This window comes from Vulcanococcus sp. DEBay_Sum22DG08_74 (assembly GCF_017852955.1).
Classification (GTDB): Bacteria; Cyanobacteriota; Cyanobacteriia; order PCC-6307; family Cyanobiaceae; genus Vulcanococcus.
This window is the reverse complement of sequence record NZ_JAFMKL010000032.1, coordinates 1-16,860: the sequence shown is the minus strand read 5'-3', so window position 1 is coordinate 16,860 and position 16,860 is coordinate 1. Positions and strand designations below refer to the sequence as shown.

At 65.7% G+C, this 16,860-nt stretch carries 14 protein-coding genes; 10 read left to right on the top strand and 4 right to left on the bottom strand.

Annotation, left to right across the window (positions count from 1 at the left end):
• Position 1 precedes the first annotated feature (1 nt).
• From QZ184_RS05470 to QZ184_RS05455, 4 genes are all read left to right on the top strand, one after another.
• The gene (locus QZ184_RS05470) at positions 2-1,243 is read left to right on the top strand and encodes a tetracycline resistance MFS efflux pump (protein ID WP_010313804.1); all 1,242 of its coding nucleotides are present in this window, start codon (positions 2-4) and stop codon (positions 1,241-1,243) included.
• A gap of 48 nt (positions 1,244-1,291) precedes the next feature.
• Complete coding sequence (gene ppk1 / locus QZ184_RS05465; protein WP_296416595.1) at positions 1,292-3,436, top strand: polyphosphate kinase 1; 2,145 nt, start codon at positions 1,292-1,294, stop codon at positions 3,434-3,436.
• Positions 3,437-3,629: 193 nt separating this feature from the next.
• Positions 3,630-4,595 carry an RpoD/SigA family RNA polymerase sigma factor gene (locus tag QZ184_RS05460; protein ID WP_029626052.1) on the top strand — a complete coding sequence of 322 codons (966 nt, stop codon included), beginning with the start codon at positions 3,630-3,632 and terminating at the stop codon, positions 4,593-4,595.
• A 19-nt stretch (positions 4,596-4,614) separates the two neighbouring features.
• Positions 4,615-5,283, top strand: a complete 669-nt coding sequence (locus QZ184_RS05455; protein ID WP_296416594.1) for a dolichol kinase — start codon at positions 4,615-4,617, stop codon at positions 5,281-5,283.
• Here QZ184_RS05455 and QZ184_RS05450 read toward each other — a convergent pair.
• Positions 5,273-5,608, bottom strand: coding sequence for a hypothetical protein (locus tag QZ184_RS05450; protein ID WP_010313812.1), 336 nt, complete (start codon positions 5,606-5,608; stop codon positions 5,273-5,275). The two genes, QZ184_RS05455 and QZ184_RS05450, sit on opposite strands and share 11 nt — an antisense overlap.
• A gap of 144 nt (positions 5,609-5,752) precedes the next feature.
• Positions 5,753-6,826: a 3-deoxy-7-phosphoheptulonate synthase gene (locus QZ184_RS05445; RefSeq protein ID WP_296416593.1), complete on the bottom strand. Its 1,074-nt coding sequence runs from the start codon at positions 6,824-6,826 to the stop codon at positions 5,753-5,755.
• A gap of 137 nt (positions 6,827-6,963) precedes the next feature.
• Between QZ184_RS05445 and acnB the strand changes: the two genes are divergently transcribed.
• From acnB to QZ184_RS05430, 3 genes are read left to right on the top strand one after another with little or no spacing between them, the layout of a single operon-like run.
• Complete coding sequence (gene acnB, locus QZ184_RS05440) at positions 6,964-9,579, top strand: bifunctional aconitate hydratase 2/2-methylisocitrate dehydratase (RefSeq protein WP_296418502.1); 2,616 nt, start codon at positions 6,964-6,966, stop codon at positions 9,577-9,579.
• A 5-nt stretch (positions 9,580-9,584) separates the two neighbouring features.
• The gene (locus tag QZ184_RS05435) at positions 9,585-10,994 is read left to right on the top strand and encodes a ClC family H(+)/Cl(-) exchange transporter (protein WP_296418500.1); all 1,410 of its coding nucleotides are present in this window, start codon (positions 9,585-9,587) and stop codon (positions 10,992-10,994) included.
• A 56-nt stretch (positions 10,995-11,050) separates the two neighbouring features.
• Positions 11,051-12,577 (top strand): radical SAM protein, encoded by a 1,527-nt coding sequence (locus QZ184_RS05430; RefSeq protein ID WP_296418507.1) that lies wholly within the window; start codon positions 11,051-11,053, stop codon positions 12,575-12,577.
• On the opposite strand, the gene QZ184_RS05425 is transcribed toward QZ184_RS05430, so the two are convergent.
• Both QZ184_RS05425 and purU read right to left on the bottom strand, forming a co-directional pair.
• On the bottom strand, positions 12,574-13,866 hold the full coding sequence (locus tag QZ184_RS05425) for an O-antigen ligase family protein (protein ID WP_296418498.1): 1,293 nt from the start codon (positions 13,864-13,866) through the stop codon (positions 12,574-12,576). The genes QZ184_RS05430 and QZ184_RS05425 overlap by 4 nt on opposite strands.
• On the bottom strand, positions 13,863-14,735 hold the full coding sequence (gene purU / locus QZ184_RS05420; protein WP_247476664.1) for a formyltetrahydrofolate deformylase: 873 nt from the start codon (positions 14,733-14,735) through the stop codon (positions 13,863-13,865). The genes QZ184_RS05425 and purU overlap by 4 nt, the downstream gene beginning before the upstream one ends.
• A 117-nt stretch (positions 14,736-14,852) precedes the next feature.
• Here purU and psbQ point away from each other — a divergent pair, with 117 nt between their 5' ends.
• The 3 genes from psbQ to QZ184_RS05405 form a co-directional block, all read left to right on the top strand.
• Positions 14,853-15,338, top strand: coding sequence for a photosystem II protein PsbQ (gene psbQ, locus QZ184_RS05415; protein WP_010313827.1), 486 nt, complete (start codon positions 14,853-14,855; stop codon positions 15,336-15,338).
• 44 nt (positions 15,339-15,382) lie between these two features.
• Positions 15,383-16,417, top strand: coding sequence for an FAD-dependent oxidoreductase (locus QZ184_RS05410; protein WP_296418494.1), 1,035 nt, complete (start codon positions 15,383-15,385; stop codon positions 16,415-16,417).
• A 52-nt stretch (positions 16,418-16,469) separates the two neighbouring features.
• On the top strand, positions 16,470-16,860 hold a 391-nt coding region (locus QZ184_RS05405; protein ID WP_296418491.1), incomplete at its 3' end, for a substrate-binding domain-containing protein.

Sequence of the window (16,860 nt, the reverse complement as noted above, 5' to 3'; positions counted from 1 at the left end):
TGTGAGCTGGAAACGGCCCTCCACCTCTCTCTGCGCGTTCCTCACGCTGCTGAATGATCGGCTCGGGGAAAGCATTGTTTTCCCCTTGCTGCCGTTCCTGCTGGCGAGCTTCACGGACAACGGCCGCACCCTGGGACTGCTGGCCGGGAGTTACGCGATCGCCCAATTCGCCGTCACCCCCCTGATTGGCTCCCTGAGCGATCGCTTTGGCCGCAAACCCGTCATCGGCATTTGTGTGGCGGGCTCGGTGCTCGGCTTGAGCCTTTTTGCGATCACGGTCAGCATTGATTGGCAGGCCATTCCCTGGGCCGCCGGGACGAGCCTTCCCCTGATCCTGCTGTTTACCGCCCGACTGATTGATGGGGTGAGCGGCGGCACCGCCGCCACGGCAGGGGCAGTGCTCGCGGATATCTCGACCCCAGAAAACCGTGCCAAGGCTTTTGGTCTGATTGGCGTGGCCTTCGGCCTGGGCTTCATCCTGGGCCCCGCCTTTGGAGGCCTGCTCTCCCAGACCAACGTCACCCTGCCGGTGTGGGCCGCCGCGGCCTTCGCCCTGATCAACCTGGTGCTGGTGCTGCTGCTGTTGCCAGAAACCCACCCGCCCGAGGCGCGGCTGGCGATGCCACGCAAACGGGACCTCAATCCCTTGATCGCCCTGCAGAAGGTGTTCACCAACCCCCAGGTGCGCCGCTTATGTGGAGCGTTCTTTCTCTTTTTTCTCGCCTTCAACGGCTTCACAGCCGTGCTGGTCCTCTATTTCAAACAGGCCTTTGATTGGGGACCGGGCTTAGCCGCTAATGCCTTCTTGGTGGTCGGCATCGTGGCGACGGTCGTCCAGGGGGGCTTGATCGGACCTCTGGTGAAACGCTTTGGCGAATGGCGACTGACCCTGGCTGGGTTGGGCTTCGTGATCGCCGGCTGCCTGCTGGTGCCGATGGCAACGGCCGACAACGCCACCCGTGTCGTCTTCCCCGCCGTTGCGATCCTGGCGCTCGGTACCGGCCTGGTCACCCCCTGCCTTCGGGCCCTGGTCTCCAGGCGCCTGGATGACTCCGGCCAGGGGGCAGCCCTGGGAAGCCTCCAGGGCCTCCAGAGCCTGGGCAGTTTTATCGGCCCTCCCCTGGCCGGCCTGGCCTACGACGTGGTCGGACAACGAAGTCCCTTCTGGCTGGGCATCACAGTGCTCGCGGGGGTCGCAGCCCTGGTGGCTGGAGGCCTGCCGCGTCGCGAGCAACACGCCTGAGATCCCTTCTGATTGCTACGTTGATCAGTAGAAAGTGATGGGTCATCCATGGCTGATCCAGTGGTTGCTCCGGAGCTCTACATCAATCGGGAGCTCAGCTGGATCGCCTTCAACCAGAGGGTGCTGGCCCAAGCCCTGAGCGAGCACACGCCGCTGCTGGAGCAGGCCAAATTCAGCGCGATCTTCAGCAATAACCTCGACGAATTTTTCATGGTCCGTGTGGCTTCACTGAAGTCACAGGTGGAAGCGGGCGTTCAGACCCTGAGCGACGACGGACTAACCCCCACCCAACAGCTGGCGCTGGTGCGCAAAGAACTCGCACCGCTGCTGCAGCAACAACAGGCCCACTACCGGCACTACCTGAAGCACCAGCTGGCCGAGGCCGGCGTCCATCTTCTCGACTACCGGGGACTGAATCAGAAGCAGAAGGCCTGGGTCAACGACTACTTCCAGCGCGCCATCTTCCCGGTGCTCACGCCCCTGGCGGTGGACCCGGCGCACCCCTTCCCCTTCATCAGCAACCTGAGCTTGAACATCGCGGCCTTAATCCGCGATCCCGATAGCGGCGTTCAACAATTCGCCCGGGTCAAGGTCCCGCAAAAGAACCTGCCGCGGTTTGTCGAACTGCCGGCCGAACTGAGCACCACCGAACCGCAACCGGTCTTCACCGCCGTCCCCCTGGAGCAGGTGGTGGCCTTCAACCTGCAGCTGCTCTTCCCTGGGATGGAAGTGGAAGGGCACTACTTCTTCCGGGTCACCCGAGATGCGGACCTGGAGTTACGGGACCTGGAAGCCGACGACCTGATGGAAGCCCTGCAGCAGGGCCTGCGCAAACGACGCATGGGCGGCGAGGTGGTGCGCCTGGAGGTCGCCGATGAGATGCCGGATGCCGTGGTGGAACTGCTGCTGGAGGGCACCGGCGTTGAACCGGAGGATCTCTATCGGGTCGGCGGTCCGCTGGGCCTCGATGATCTGATGTGCCTGCTGGCCATTCCCCTGCCGGCCTTGAAGGATGCACCGCACCGGGGGCGCACCCACGCCAAGTTGGCTCGGGCTCAGAAGAGCCTGCTGGAGGACGGCTCGATTAAGGCCGAGGAATTCACCAGCATCTTCTCGGTGCTGCGCCGCGGTGATGTGCTCCTGCATCACCCGTTTGACCTCTTTTCCACCTCCGTCGAGGAGTTCATCAATCAGGCCGCCGATGACCCCTCGGTGCTGGCCATCAAGATGACCCTCTATCGGGTCTCGAAAGACTCCCCGATCATCGCGGCCCTGATTCGCGCCTCAGAGAACGGCAAGCAGGTGATGGTGCTGGTCGAGCTCAAGGCACGCTTCGACGAGGACAACAACATTCAGTGGGCCCGCCAACTGGAGCGCTCAGGCGTCCACGTGGTCTACGGGGTGATCGGCCTGAAAACCCACACCAAGATCACGCTGGTGGTGCGCAAGGAAAAGGATCTGCTGCGCAGCTACTGCCACATCGGCACGGGCAACTACAACTCCAAAACCGCAGCCCTCTACACGGACCTGGGTCTGCTCTCCGCCCGGCCGGAACTGGGGCAGGACCTGGCCGAACTGTTCAACTATCTGACGGGGTTCTCCAAGCAACAGGATTTCCGGCGCCTCCTGGTGGCGCCGGTGAGCCTGCGGCGCCGCATGCAAGAACTCATCCGACGGGAGATCGAGCACGCCAAGGCCGGTCAGCCCGCCGCCATCAAGGCCAAGATGAACGCGCTGGTGGACCCGCGCATCATCGCCCTGCTCTACGAGGCCTCCCAAGCAGGTGTCCAGGTCGACCTCGTGGTGCGCGGGATGTGCAGCTTGCGGCCTGGGCTGGCGGGTGTCAGCGACAACATCAGGGTGAGCAGCGTCATTGGTCGCTTCCTGGAGCACTCCCGTCTGTTCTGGTTCGAGAACGGCGGCAAGCACGAGACGTATATCGGCAGTGCCGACTGGATGGGTCGCAATCTCGACCGGCGCGTCGAAGCGGTGGTCCCCGTCGAAGATCCCGATCTACACGAACGGCTGACACGGCTGATCGACAGCTATCTCAATGACAACTGCACAGCCTGGGACATGCAGAGCGATGGCAGCTTCAGCCGCCGCATTCCCGAAGAGGACAACATCGCCGTGCAAGCCAACTTGATGGATGGCTGGAGAAAGGGCCTGATCCCTGTCGAGGCGGGCGCGTAGCGAGGGCTACAAACAGAAAGAAAAACGAACGAAAAGGCCTTAGTAAGTCTTCCAATTCCTGACATCTCGCAGTGGCCAGGAGTGCTACATTCCGGCCAAATCAATTCGTTTTGCGGCCTTTAGTTCAGTTCTGCAACCCTGCAGAGACAACCAACCGCCCAAAGCAACCTCCGAAGCCTGCGCATCTGCTGCCATGCCTGCAAACAAGCCCGCTGCTTCAGGCTCTTCGAGCAACAAATCAACGGCTCGATCCGCCGCGTCCCGGCAGGGAGGTCGCCTTAGTGCTGACTCGATCGGCTGGTACCTGAGCAATATCGGCCGGGTACCCCTCCTCACTCCCGCCGAAGAGATTGAGTTGGCTCACCATGTGCAGGCGATGAAGCGTCTGCAGGAGCTCCCCGCCGCCGAACTCACCGCCCGCCAAAAACATCAGATCCGGATGGGCACCCGCGCCCGGGATCGAATGATGGCCGCCAACCTGCGGCTCGTCGTCAGCGTCGCCAAGAAATATCAGAACCAAGGCCTGGAACTGCTTGACCTGGTCCAAGAGGGCGCGATTGGTCTGGAGCGAGCCGTCGACAAGTTCGACCCCGCCATGGGCTACAAGTTCTCGACCTATGCCTACTGGTGGATTCGCCAGGGCATGACCCGGGCCATCGACAACAGCGCCCGCACGATTCGCTTGCCGATTCATGTGAGCGAGAAGCTCTCGAAGATGCGTCGCATCACCCGCGAGCTCTCCCATCGCTTTGGCCGCCAACCCAACCGCCTGGAGCTGGCCCATGCCATGGGCATGCAGCCGGAAGAACTGGAAGAGCTGATCACCCAAAGCGCCCCCTGCGCCTCCCTCGATGCCCATGCCCGAGGCGACGACGACCGGAGCACCCTCGGCGAGCTGATCGCGGATCCCAACAGCAACGAGTCCATGGATTCCATGGATCGCAACCTGCAGAAGGAGCACCTGGGCACCTGGCTCTCCCAGCTCAATGAGCGCGAGCGCAAGATCATCGAACTGCGCTTTGGACTCGCCGGCCAAGAGCCCCTGACCCTGGCGGAAATCGGACGCCAGATCAACGTCTCCCGCGAACGGGTGCGTCAGTTGGAATCGAAAGCGATTCTCAAGCTGCGCCTGATGACCAACTACCAGCAGGCTGCTTGAGCCGTATCGCCTGAGTTCTGTGGTCACGCAACAGCTCCTGGGCGTGGCCGCTGTCTTGGCCTGGCTTGCTGCTGTGCTGCTGACGGCCCTGGCGGTACGCCGGCGCTGGCCGCAACAGAAGGAGTGGAGCCGCAAGGTCGTCCATATCGGCACTGGCGCGGTCGTGCTCCTGGCCTGGGCCTTTGCGATTCCGCGAGGCCTGGCCCTGGGCGCCGCGGCCCTGGTCACGCTGGGCACCGCCCTGAATCACCGCTTCCGCCTGCTGCCTGCCGTCGAGGACGTCGGACGCCACAGCTACGGGACGATTGCCTACGGCGCCTCGATCACGATTCTCCTGGCCCTGTTCTGGCCCCAGCAACCGCTACCTGTGGCCGCAGGTGTTCTGGTGATGGCCTGCGGCGATGGACTCGCAGGGCTGGTTGGCCCCCAGATCCAGTCACCGCGATGGCAGCTCTTCGGGCAAACCAAATCACTCGCGGGCACCGCGGCTATGGCCCTCACCAGCTGGCTGGTCCTGGCCCTGTTGATCGGAGTCGCCCAGGGAACGGGCGCAGCCGCACCCAGCTTGGTGGCTGCGGCTGCCATCGCGATCGCCGCCACTGGGCTCGAGCAACTGAGCGGCTTTGGCCTCGACAACCTGAGCGTGCCGTTAGCCACCGCATATCTCTGGCAACTCGCTATGCCCTGAGCATCGCCTCACAACGCTGCTCCCAGTCCCGTTGGGTGCCAAGGCCGGTGACCAACTGGGTCTCTCCGGGTTCACTGCGCAAACACAACTGCCACTGGCGGATCGCCTCAGCGCGCTCCATCCAAGCGTTCATCACACTGCGCTGGGTCAGCTCTGGATCCCACTGGCGGCAACTGGCGGTCTCCAGGGCCCAGGCCATCAAGGCATCCAGCTGAACCGGGCGAAAGCCCGTGAACACCGGACCGGCACCATCCACGGAACTTTGCTGCAGGTAAAACAGCTGCAACGGATCAGACAGACCAAAAAACTGCAGCAGATAGGCCATAGGCAGCCCCCTTTCAGTTGCAGACAAGGTAATTGGACAGGCAGAAGATTCTGCTCACTGCCAACAGTTTTAAACCACACTATTGAGCACCGAAGGCAATTAGCACTCTCGATCTTCGAGTGCTAATTGAGCAAAACGCTTCGCTTAAACCGCGACGGCAGAAGCGCTCTGGGCCGCCGCAACCGCATCAGCCAAGCTCGCCAGCACCTCACGGGTCGTCTGCAGATCGATGCAGGCGTCGGTGATGCTCTGGCCATAGGTGAGGGCCGAGCGATCGGGGCTGATCTTCTGATTACCAGCCACCAAATGGCTCTCGATCATCACGCCCATGACATCGCGGGAGCCCGCCCGCAGTTGCTCAGCCACCTGCGCCGCCACCTCGCCTTGACGGCGGTAGTCCTTATTGGAGTTGCCGTGGCTGCAATCCACCATCACCCGAGCCGGCAGTCCGTCTTTCACCAGAGCAGCCGAGGCTTCTTCAATCGCCTCTCGGTGGTAGTTGGTGCCCTGCTTGCCGCCCCGCAGCACCAGGTGCCCATCGGGGTTACCAGTGGTGGTGACGATGGCCGCTTGGCCGTCCTTATTAATGCCCAGGAAGTGGTGGGGGCGTGCTGCCGCCTCCATCGCATTGATGGCGGTGATGGCGCTGCCGTCGGTGCCGTTCTTGAAACCGATGGGCATGGACAGCCCAGAGGCCATTTCCCGGTGGGTCTGGCTTTCGGTGGTGCGGGCGCCGATGGCCGTCCAGCTGATCAGATCAGCGATGTACTGGGGAACGACAGGGTCCAACAGCTCCGTGGCAGCCGGTAGCCCCATGTCGGCCAGATGCAGCAGCAGGCCGCGGGCCAGTCGCAGACCGGTGTTGATGTCGTAGCTGCCGTCCAGGTGCGGGTCATTGATCAACCCCTTCCAGCCGACGGTGGTGCGGGGCTTCTCGAAATAGACCCGCATGACCACCTCGAGTTGATCGCGGTGACGTTTGTGCTCTTCCGCAATGGCGGCGGCGTATTCCTGGGCCGCGTCCACGTCATGGACCGAGCAGGGTCCAACGATCACCAGCAAACGCTGGTCGTCACCCCGAAGGATGGCCTTGATGCGCTCGCGGGCCTCGCGCACGGTGCGCCCAGCGGTCTCGCTCAGTGGCAGCTCCCCGTGCAGCAGGGTGGGCGCCACCAGGGGCCGGGTTTCCACCACGTGGAGATCAGAGGTGGGAATCATGCCGGCAACCATCCCAGGGGCTCGGAGCATCCCACCCTAAAAGCCCAGTCGCATCGTTCGTCACAACGGGGGGGACCGGCGGCAAAGAACAATGGTCGGACGTCCACCGATCGAGGCCCCCTGGGGTTCCAGCGCCGATGTCCGCCAGCAGCTTCCTTGCCGACTACCGCGCCGCCGCTGCGGAGCGAGAAGCCCAAGGGGTCCCCGCCCTGCCGCTGACAGCCGCCGAAACCCAGGCCCTGACTGAACTGCTGCAGGCACCCCCCGCCGGGGAAGAGGAGTTCCTGCTGCATCTGCTCTCGGAGCGCATCCCCCCCGGCGTGGATGAGGCGGCCTACGTCAAAGCGGACTGGCTCAGTGCCGTGGCCCAGGGCAGAACCACCAGCCCCCTGGTCGCTCCCGTGGAAGCGGTGAAGCTGCTGGCCACCATGATCGGCGGCTACAACGTCGGCGCCCTGATCGAGCTGCTCTCCCACGCGGACGCAGCCATCGCTGACGCCGCCGCGACTGGGCTCTGCCGCACCCTGCTGGTCTACGACGCCTACAACGATGTCCTGGAGCTGGCCGCCAGCAACACCCAGGCCAAACGGGTCATCGATAGCTGGGCCAATGCCGAGTGGTTCACCGCCAAGCCCGAGCTGCCGGCGGAGATCACCGTCACGGTCTTCAAGGTGGAAGGCGAGACCAACACCGATGACCTCTCCCCGGCAACCCACGCCACCACCCGTCCGGACATCCCGCTGCACGCCACGGCGATGCTCGAGACCCGGATGCCCGGCGGCCTGGATCTGATCGCCGAGCTCAAGCAAAAGGGCCATCCCGTGGCCTACGTCGGCGACGTGGTCGGCACCGGCAGCTCCCGTAAATCCGCCATCAACTCGGTGCTCTGGCACACCGGCACCGACATCCCCCACGTGCCCAACAAGCGCAGTGGCGGCGTGGTGCTCGGCGGCAAGATCGCGCCGATCTTCTTCAACACGGCTGAGGACTCCGGCGCCCTGCCGATTGAGTGCGATGTCACCGCCCTGAACTCCGGCGATGTCATCACGATTCGCCCCTACGCCGGCACGATCGAGCGGGCAGCGGGCGAGGCCAATGCCGGTGAAGTGGTGGCCCGCTTCGAGCTCAAGCCGAGCACGATCACCGATGAGGTGCGTGCCGGCGGCCGCATCCCCCTGATGATCGGCCGTGCCTTGACCGACAAGGTGCGCGCCCAACTGGGCCTGCCCGCCAGCGACCTCTTCATCCGGCCCAGTGCCCCCGCCGACACCGGCAAGGGCTTCACCCTGGCCCAAAAAATGGTGGGCAAGGCCTGCGGCCTGCCGGGCGTGCGCCCCGGCACCAGCTGTGAGCCGCTGATGACCACGGTCGGCTCCCAGGACACCACCGGGCCGATGACCCGCGATGAGATGAAGGAGCTGGCCTGCCTGGGCTTCTCCGCCGATCTGGTGATGCAGAGCTTCTGCCACACCGCGGCCTACCCCAAGCCGGTGGACCTCAAGACCCACGCCGAGCTGCCCGACTTCATTAGCTCCCGCGGCGGCGTAGCCCTGCGCCCCGGCGACGGCATCATCCACAGCTGGCTGAACCGGATGCTGCTGCCCGACACCGTGGGCACCGGCGGTGACAGCCACACCCGCTTCCCCCTGGGCATCTCCTTCCCCGCCGGCTCCGGCCTGGTGGCCTTCGCCGCCGCCATCGGTGCGATGCCCCTGGACATGCCCGAGTCGGTGCTGGTGAAGTTCTCCGGCTCCCTGCAGCCCGGCGTCACCCTGCGGGATGTGGTGAATGCCATTCCCTACGTGGCGATCCAGCAGGGGCTGCTGACGGTGGAGAAGGCCGGCAAGAAGAACATCTTCAGCGGCCGAATCATGGAGATCGAGGGCCTGCCCGACCTGAAGCTGGAGCAAGCCTTCGAGCTGACCGATGCCACCGCCGAGCGCTCCTGCGCCGGCAGCACCATCAAGCTCTCTGTGGAGACCGTCAGCGAGTACCTGCGCAGCAACGTGGCGCTGCTCAAGAACATGATCGCGCGGGGCTACAGCGATGCCCGCACCCTGGCCCGCCGGATCAAGGCCATGGAGGACTGGCTGGCCAATCCCGTGCTGATGGAAGCCGACGCCAACGCTGAGTACGCCGCGGTGATCGAGATCAACCTCGATGAGATCACCGAGCCGATCCTGGCCTGCCCGAACGACCCCGACAACGTCAAAACCCTCTCGGATGTGGCCGGGAGTCAGATCGATGAGGTGTTCATCGGCTCCTGCATGACCAACATCGGCCACTACCGCGCCGCCGCCACCGTCCTGGAGGGACAAGGGGAGAACACGGCTCGCCTCTGGGTCTGCCCACCCACCCGGATGGATGAGGAGATGCTCAAGCAGGAGGGCTACTACGCCATCTTCGAGAAGGCCGGCTCCCGCATGGAGATGCCCGGTTGCTCCCTCTGCATGGGCAACCAGGCGCGGGTGGAGGACAACACCACGGTGTTCTCCACCAGCACCCGCAACTTCAACAACCGCTTGGGCAATGGCGCCCAGGTGTATCTGGGCAGCGCCGAGCTGGCTGCGGTCTGCGCCCAGCTGGGCCGGCTCCCCAGCAAGGAGCAGTACCTGGCCATCGCAGCCGCCAAGATCGATCCCAAGGGCGCTGAGCTCTACCGCTACCTGAACTTCGATCAGATCGAGGGCTTTGAGGACAGCGGTCGCGTGGTCAGTAGCGACGACGAGGCGAAGGTCCTGGCAGGGGTCTAAGGGCATTGCAGACCCATGGCCTGAAGCTGGAACTGCAGTCCTGGAGGACCAGCCGCAACCTGGAGCGGATGGTCCAGCAGCGCTGGCCGGCTGTCGTTCTCACCCTGATCGTCACCGGCCTGGGGGCTGCGGCCGCCGGCCTGCTGTTCAAAACGGGCGTGGGCTGGCTGGGCAGTTGGCGCCTAGGGCTCCTGCAAACCGCCAGCCCTTGGCTGGTCCTGCCCTTGATGGGAGGGATCGGCGGCCTGCTCTCGGCGGTGCTGATCAGCACCCTGGCGCCAACGGCGGCGGGCTCGGGGATCCCGCAGGTGATGCGCTTCCTCTCGCGCCAGAGCCTGCCGATGAACCTGCAGGTGGCCATCGTCAAATTGCTGGCGGGGATCCTGGCCATTGGCAGCGGCTTCCCGCTCGGACCCGAGGGTCCTGCCGTTCAGATGGGCAGTTCCGTGGGCTGGCAGATGGCCCGCTGGTTCAAGGCCCCGCCCTCGCTGCTGCGCGTGATCGTGGCGGCCGGCGGCGGCGCAGGGATCGCAGCCGTCTTCCATGCCCCCCTGGGGGGCTTCTTCTATGCGATTGAGGAGCTGCTGCGGAAATCCGGACCGATCCTGCTGCTGCTGGTGCTCGGCACGGCCTTCGCCGGCAGCTTCTGGGCCGACGTCATGGGCCTGGCTGGCTTTGGCCAGCAAAGCGCGGGCATCGGCCAGAAGGGCTTCCAGATCAGCAGCGAGTACAACCTGGATATTCAGTTCCTGCCCAAGGACCTGATCTATCTGGTGGCCCTGGGGATTGTGGTGGGCCTGCTGGCGGAGCTCTACACCCGCTACGTGGTGAAGATGCAGTCCCTGGGGCAGCGGTTCTTCTCCGGAAAGATCGTGGTGCGGATGCTGCTGGGCGGCATCGCCCTGGGCTGCCTCTATGCCGCCCTGCCGGCTGAGTTCCGCAACAACGCGGCCCTCCAGCACACGATCGTCGACGGCCACGTCGAGATCAACAAGGCCGTGGGCATCTTCACGCTGCTGTTTTTCGCCACCGGCCTGGCCGCCGCCACCGGGGCCCCGGGCGGCCTGTTTGCACCGATGCTCACCCTGGGCGGCGCCCTGGGGCTGACCGCCGCCGGCATTGCCGAGCACCTCTCCGGCCATGCCCCAAGCACCTACGTCTTCGCCGGAATGGCGGCCTTCATCGCCGCCTGCTCCCGCACACCGATCACGGCGGTCTTCCTGGTCTTTGCCCTGACCAAGGACCTGCTGATCCTCAAGCCCCTGTTCGTCTGCGCCGTGGTGAGCTTCGTGGTCTCCCGCATCACCCACGAGCACTCGATCTACCAACGCCAGCTGGCCCTGCAGAGCAGTGCCACCAGCACCCAAGGGGAGATGAAGCTGCCGGGCACGCCGCTCAGCCCGCGGGACCTTTGAACCAAGAAACCCTGCTGTTTGAGCCAGCTGCTGCGCAGCAGGGTGCCCTTCGGGCCGTGTTGGCCTTCCCCAGCACCTACACCGTGGGGATCACGAGCCTGGGCTACCAGGTGGTCTGGGCGACCTTGGCCCAGCGCACCGATGTGGATGTGCGGCGGCTGTTCACCGACCAGGGCGATCCGCAACACCGCCACTGCGACCTCTTTGGCCTGTCCCTGAGTTGGGAACTCGACGGGCCGGTGCTGCTGGATCTGCTGGAGCAGCAGCGCATCCCGATCTGGGCAAGCGAACGGGGCGACAACGACCCGATCGTCTTCGGCGGGGGGCCGGTGCTCACGGCCAACCCCGAACCCCTGGCGCCTTTCTTTGATGCGGTGCTGCTCGGCGATGGCGAGCTGCTGCTGCCGGCCTTTATCGATGCCCTGCAGGACTGCAAAACCGCCCCGCGCCAGCAGCGGCTGCGGCGCCTGGCGGCCGTGCCCGGTGTCTATGTCCCGTCGCTCTATGCCCCCCGCTACGGCGAGGGCGGTGACCTGCTGGCGATCGAACCGATCGAGGCCGGCATTCCCGAAACCGTGGAAAAGCAGACCTGGCGCGGCAACACCCTGAGTCACTCCACGGTGATCACCCCGGAGGCGGCCTGGCCTTCTATCCACATGGTCGAGGTGGTGCGCAGCTGCCCGGAGCTCTGCCGCTTCTGCCTGGCTAGCTATCTCACCCTGCCCTTCCGCACGCCGAGCCTCGATGACGGGCTCATCCCGGCCGTGGAAAAGGGCCTAGGCGCCACCCAACGGCTGGGACTGCTGGGGGCCTCGGTCACCCAGCACCCGCAATTTGGCGACCTGCTGCAGTGGCTCGATCAGGACCGCTTTGACGACACCCGGGTCAGCGTCAGCTCCGTGCGGGCCGCCACCGTCACCCCCGAGCTCGGGCGGATCCTGGCCAAACGCGGCAGCAAGTCCCTGACCATCGCCATCGAGAGCGGCAGCGAGCGCATGCGCGAGGTGGTCAACAAAAAGCTGGCCACCGAGGAGATCTACGCCGCGGCCCGCTACGCCAAAGAAGGCGGCCTCAGCGGCCTGAAGCTCTACGGCATGGCCGGCCTGCCTTCGGAAACCGAGGACGATGTTGAGGCCACCGCCGACCTGCTGCTGCAGCTCAAGAAGGCCACCCCAGGCTTGCGCCTATCGCTCGGGGTCAGCACCTTTGTGCCCAAGGCCCACACCCCCTTCCAATGGCAGGGCGTCCGCCCCGAAGCCGAGAAACGACTGAAACTCCTCGCCAAACGACTCAAGCCCAAGGGCATCGACCTGCGCCCCGAGAGCTACGGCTGGAGCGTGATTCAGGCGCTGCTCTCCCGCAGCGACCGGCGCCTTGCACCCGTGATCGCCGCGGTGCGCGGCCGCCACGAAAAACTCGGCGGCTGGAAGCAGGCCTACCGCGAAGCCGAGACACCCCTGCCCCCCTGGGAGGAGGTCATCCACGGGGCATGGGACGCCGATCGGGTCCTGCCCTGGGAGCACCTCAAGGGCCCCCTACCCAAGGCCACCCTGCGCAAGCACCACGACGAAGCCCTGGCCTAGAGCCGGCAGCGCAGACCCGCCAGCAGGATCCAACCGGCGATGTTCAGGCGGCTGTCGTACATCGGGATGTCGGTGGCATGGAGCACCACCAGCACCAGCGCCGCGGCCCACCAGGCCCGCTCAAACAGCGCGCCACTGGCCATGCCAAGCCTCACGCCGCGGATCAAGAGCCACAGCACCAGACCGACCAGACCCACGGCCACCGGCAGACCGTGACTGAGGGCCAGATCCAAGGCGATGTTGTGGGGATGGCCATGCCAATGGCCCGTCCGCAGGGGATAGATCACGCTGAAGGCCGCCGCCCCCCAGCCCAGCCAAGGACGCTCGCCCACCAGCCCCAGGGCCGTGCCCCACTGACTCAGACGCGTCAGCGCCAGGGGACGCTCCCCATGGGAATTGAAATCGTTCAGGCGTCCCCAGATCGACTGGGGAACGATCTCCCGCAGGGGGGCCTGAATCACCGCCGGCACCCCCGGCAGGGTGGCCAGGGCAACGGGCACCAGCGCCAACAGCAGCAGGGGCAACAACCAAATCCAGCGCCCCGGGCCCAGCACGATCGGCACCGCCAGGACCAGGGCACCCCAACCGTTGCGGGAATCCGTGGCCAGCATCTCAGCCACCTGGGTGACCACCAGGGCAAAGCTGATGCCCCAGAGCCCAAAGGCCAGCGGGCCGGAGCGCCAGCGGCGGCAGTGCTGCAGAAAGGCCGCCAGCACCAAAGGCCAGCTCAAGGCCAGCCAGGCCGCCGTGATGTTGGCGTAATCAAACAGGCCCGAGAGCCGCCCAGGGGGATTGCCACCACCGCGGATCCACCAGACGATCGCCCCACCCAACAGTTCATAGGGGCCGCTCCAGCCGAGCACCATCTGGCCAAAGCCGGTCCCCAGAACCGGAACGGTGCCGGCCACCAGCCACAGGGCCACCCGGCGCCGGGCCTCGGGCGTGGCCAGATAGGGCTGATAGGCCCAGAACGCCCAGAAAAACGGAAGCCAATTGCCCAGGCCCACCCAGGCCAGCCAGCCGCTGGAGGCGGTGAAGCAGCCCAGGAGCATCCACAGACCGATGCCAGCCAGCAGCCAATTGACCCGATCGTCCCGCCAGGCGGTCGGCTGACGACTCCCCAGGATCAAGGCCACAAACAGCAGCAACCCCGCCAGAAGCGCACTGGCCGGCAGCAGCAGCAGGGCGACCTGGAAGCAACGCCAACCCCAGAGGGTCGCCGCCGCTGGCCGCTCCCCATCGAGCAACACCAAACCGGCCTGCAGCGGCTTGCGCCAGAGCTGGGTCATTCGAACACCGCCGTACGGCCGCGGTAGACCATCACCTGTCGCTTCAGATGCAAGCGCACCGCCCGTGCCAAGGCCAGACGCTCGGTATCGCGGCCTTTGCGGATCAGATCCTCCACCTCGTCGCGGTGGCTCACGTTGACGGTGGACTGGGCAATGATCGGGCCCGCATCGAGCTCATCGGTCACGTAGTGCCCGGTGGCCCCGATCAACTTCACCCCCCGCTCCCAGGCCCGGTGATAGGGCTGCGCCCCCATGAAGGCCGGCAGGAAGGAATGGTGGATGTTGATCACCCGGTGGAAGGCATCCGGCGGGTCAAAGGCCGCCAAAAAGGCTGGCGTCAGCACCTGCATGTACTTGGCCAGGATCACCAACTCAATGCCGTGCTCCTTCAGCAGCTCCAGGTGACGGGCCTCGGCCTCCTGGCGGTTGGCGTTGTTGATCGGCACATGGGCGAACTGGGCGCCGAACTCCTCGGCGATCGAACCCAGATCGGGATGGTTGGAGACCACCAGCGGCACCCGCATCGGCAACTCGCCGGTGCGCACACGCCAGAGCAGATCCAAGAAACAGTGATCCTGCTTGCTGACGAAGATCGCCACAGCCGGGCGCTGATCCGAGAAGGTGACCCTCTGTTCACCCCCCAGGCGCTCCGCCAGGGAGGCCGCCGCCGGAGCAATCGCTTCCCGGGGCAAGCCGAACCCCTCGAGCTGCCACTCGATGCGGCTCAGGAACAGACCAGCCCCTTGGTCGCTGTGGTGATCGGCGTGGACGATGTTGCCGCCGTTGCCAGCCACCCAACCGGAGAGCTCCCGCACAAGACCCGGCTGGTCCGGGCAAATCATCTGAAGGATGGCGGTGGCAGCCGTCATGGAATGGCGTCAAAGCCCGGGAGACCTGAATTCTGCCGTTCAAGCCGTTGCAGCTCGTTATGGAGAGCTCCCAGGCCAGTTGCCCTGGGTAAAGTCCCGCAATCAAGCTCAGCAACAATGGCTGCTCAACCGCTCTATTCCGGCCTGCGGCGACTGGCCCTGGCGGCCCTCGCTCTGGTGATCAGCTTTGGCCTGACCGCCTGCGGTGGCGCCAAAGCGAAGGCCCCCACCCTGAGTGCTGACGACATCACCGTGATCGAGCGCCAGGCCGAAGGCTTCCTGGCAGCGCGCGACCGCCTGCCTGAGCTCGCCACCCTGGTGAATGAGCGCAACTGGGTCTTCACCCGCAACCTGATCCACGGCCCCATGCAGGAAGTGGGCCGCGAGATGCTCTACATCAACCAGCGTCTGCTGCCCGGCGACCGCGCTGAGGCCACCAAACTGGCCACCGATCTGAAGGCCGCCCTGGCCGACCTCGACGAAGCCGCCCGTCTGCAGGACGCCAACAACCTCAGCAAGTCCTACATCAAGGTCGCCAGCGGTTTCGGTCGTTACGCCCAGATCCTTCCTGAGCAGGTTCAGTCCGACCTCAAGCAGATCTGAATCCGCTGAACCCCCTGCCCACCAGCCGGCCCTCCTCGATCTGCGTGATCGGAGCCGGCGTGGTGGGCTTTTCTGTGGCCTGGCACCTGCAGCGGAGCGGGCACCAGGTCACGCTGTTTGACCCCCAGCTGGGGCAAGCCCAAGGCGCAGACGCCGGCAGCAGCGCGGCCCTGGGGCTGTTGATGGCTCGCGTCTTTCGCCGCAGCAGCGGCCGGGGCTGGAGGCTGCGGCAGCAGTCCCACGCCCTCTGGCGGCAGTGGCGGGAGGAGCTCCAGCAGCGGGGCCATGTCCTGCCCTTTCGCCCCGGCCTCCTGCAGCTCGCCACCACGGCGGCCGAGCAAGAGGCGCAGGCCCAACTGGCGGAGCAGCGGCAGGACCTACGCCTGCTGGATCCCGCAGAACTCGAGACCCTCAGGCCGCTCATCCCCCAACCGTCCCTCGGAGGACTTCTCTCCCCGGAGGATGGCCAACTCGATCCCATCCCAGCCATGCGGGCGCTGCAGGAGGACGGGGCACGGCTTGGGGTCCAGCTCAACGCGACGGCGGTCCGCGGGCTGGAGCGCAGCGGAAGCGGCCAATGGCGCGTCGTCGGCGGACAGGGGTCCTACGACTGGGTCGTCCTCAGTGCCGGCCTGAGCAGTTCAGCGCTGCTGGAGCCCCTGGGCCACGAGCGCCCCCAACACCCGGTGCTCGGCCAGGCCCTTGAGCTGCAACTCGCAGACGGTGATCAGGCCCCCCTCAACTGGCCGGGGAGCCTGAGCTGGAGCGGCATCAACTTGGTGCCGCGGCCCCAGGGACGCCTTTGGCTAGGCGCCACGGTGGAAATCGATCAACGGCAGGGACAGCCCGAGCAGCTGCTTGCCCTGCGCGAGCTCGACGGCAAGGCCCCAGCCTGGCTGCAACGGGCCACGGTGTTGCGTCAGTGGCAGGGGCTGAGGGCCCGTCCCCTGGGCCGGCCCGCACCGCTGCTGGAGCAGCTCGAACCGGGATTACTGCTGGCTAGCGGCCACTACCGCAATGGCGTCCTGTTGGCTCCGGCCACGGCCGCCTGGGTGGCTGAGCAGATCGAACAAGGCTGACCACTGGAGGGGGCTTCTTTAGCCTTGGGGCTCTTGTCGACATCTGCCGACGATGCTTCGCACCCGCACCCTGGTCCCCCTGGGCCTCCTGGCCGTCCTGGCCCTGACGGCCTGCGGCGGATCTGGCTCTGGCGGCGGTGCATCCAGCGCCCGCCTGCAGGGTGCCGGAGCCACCTTCCCCGCTCCGATTTACCTGCGCTGGTTCCAGGACCTGGCCGCCAAGGGCGAGGTGAAGGTCAACTACCAGTCGGTGGGTTCAGGCGCTGGCATCCGCCAGTTCGATGCCGCCACCGTTGACTTCGCCGCCAGCGACAAACCCCTCAGCCAAGAGGACGCCGCCGGGATCAAGCGCGGTGCCGTTCAGGTCCCCATGACCGCCGGTGCGATTGCCGTGGCCTACAACAACCCCGGCTGCGAACTGAAGCTGACCCAACAGCAGCTGG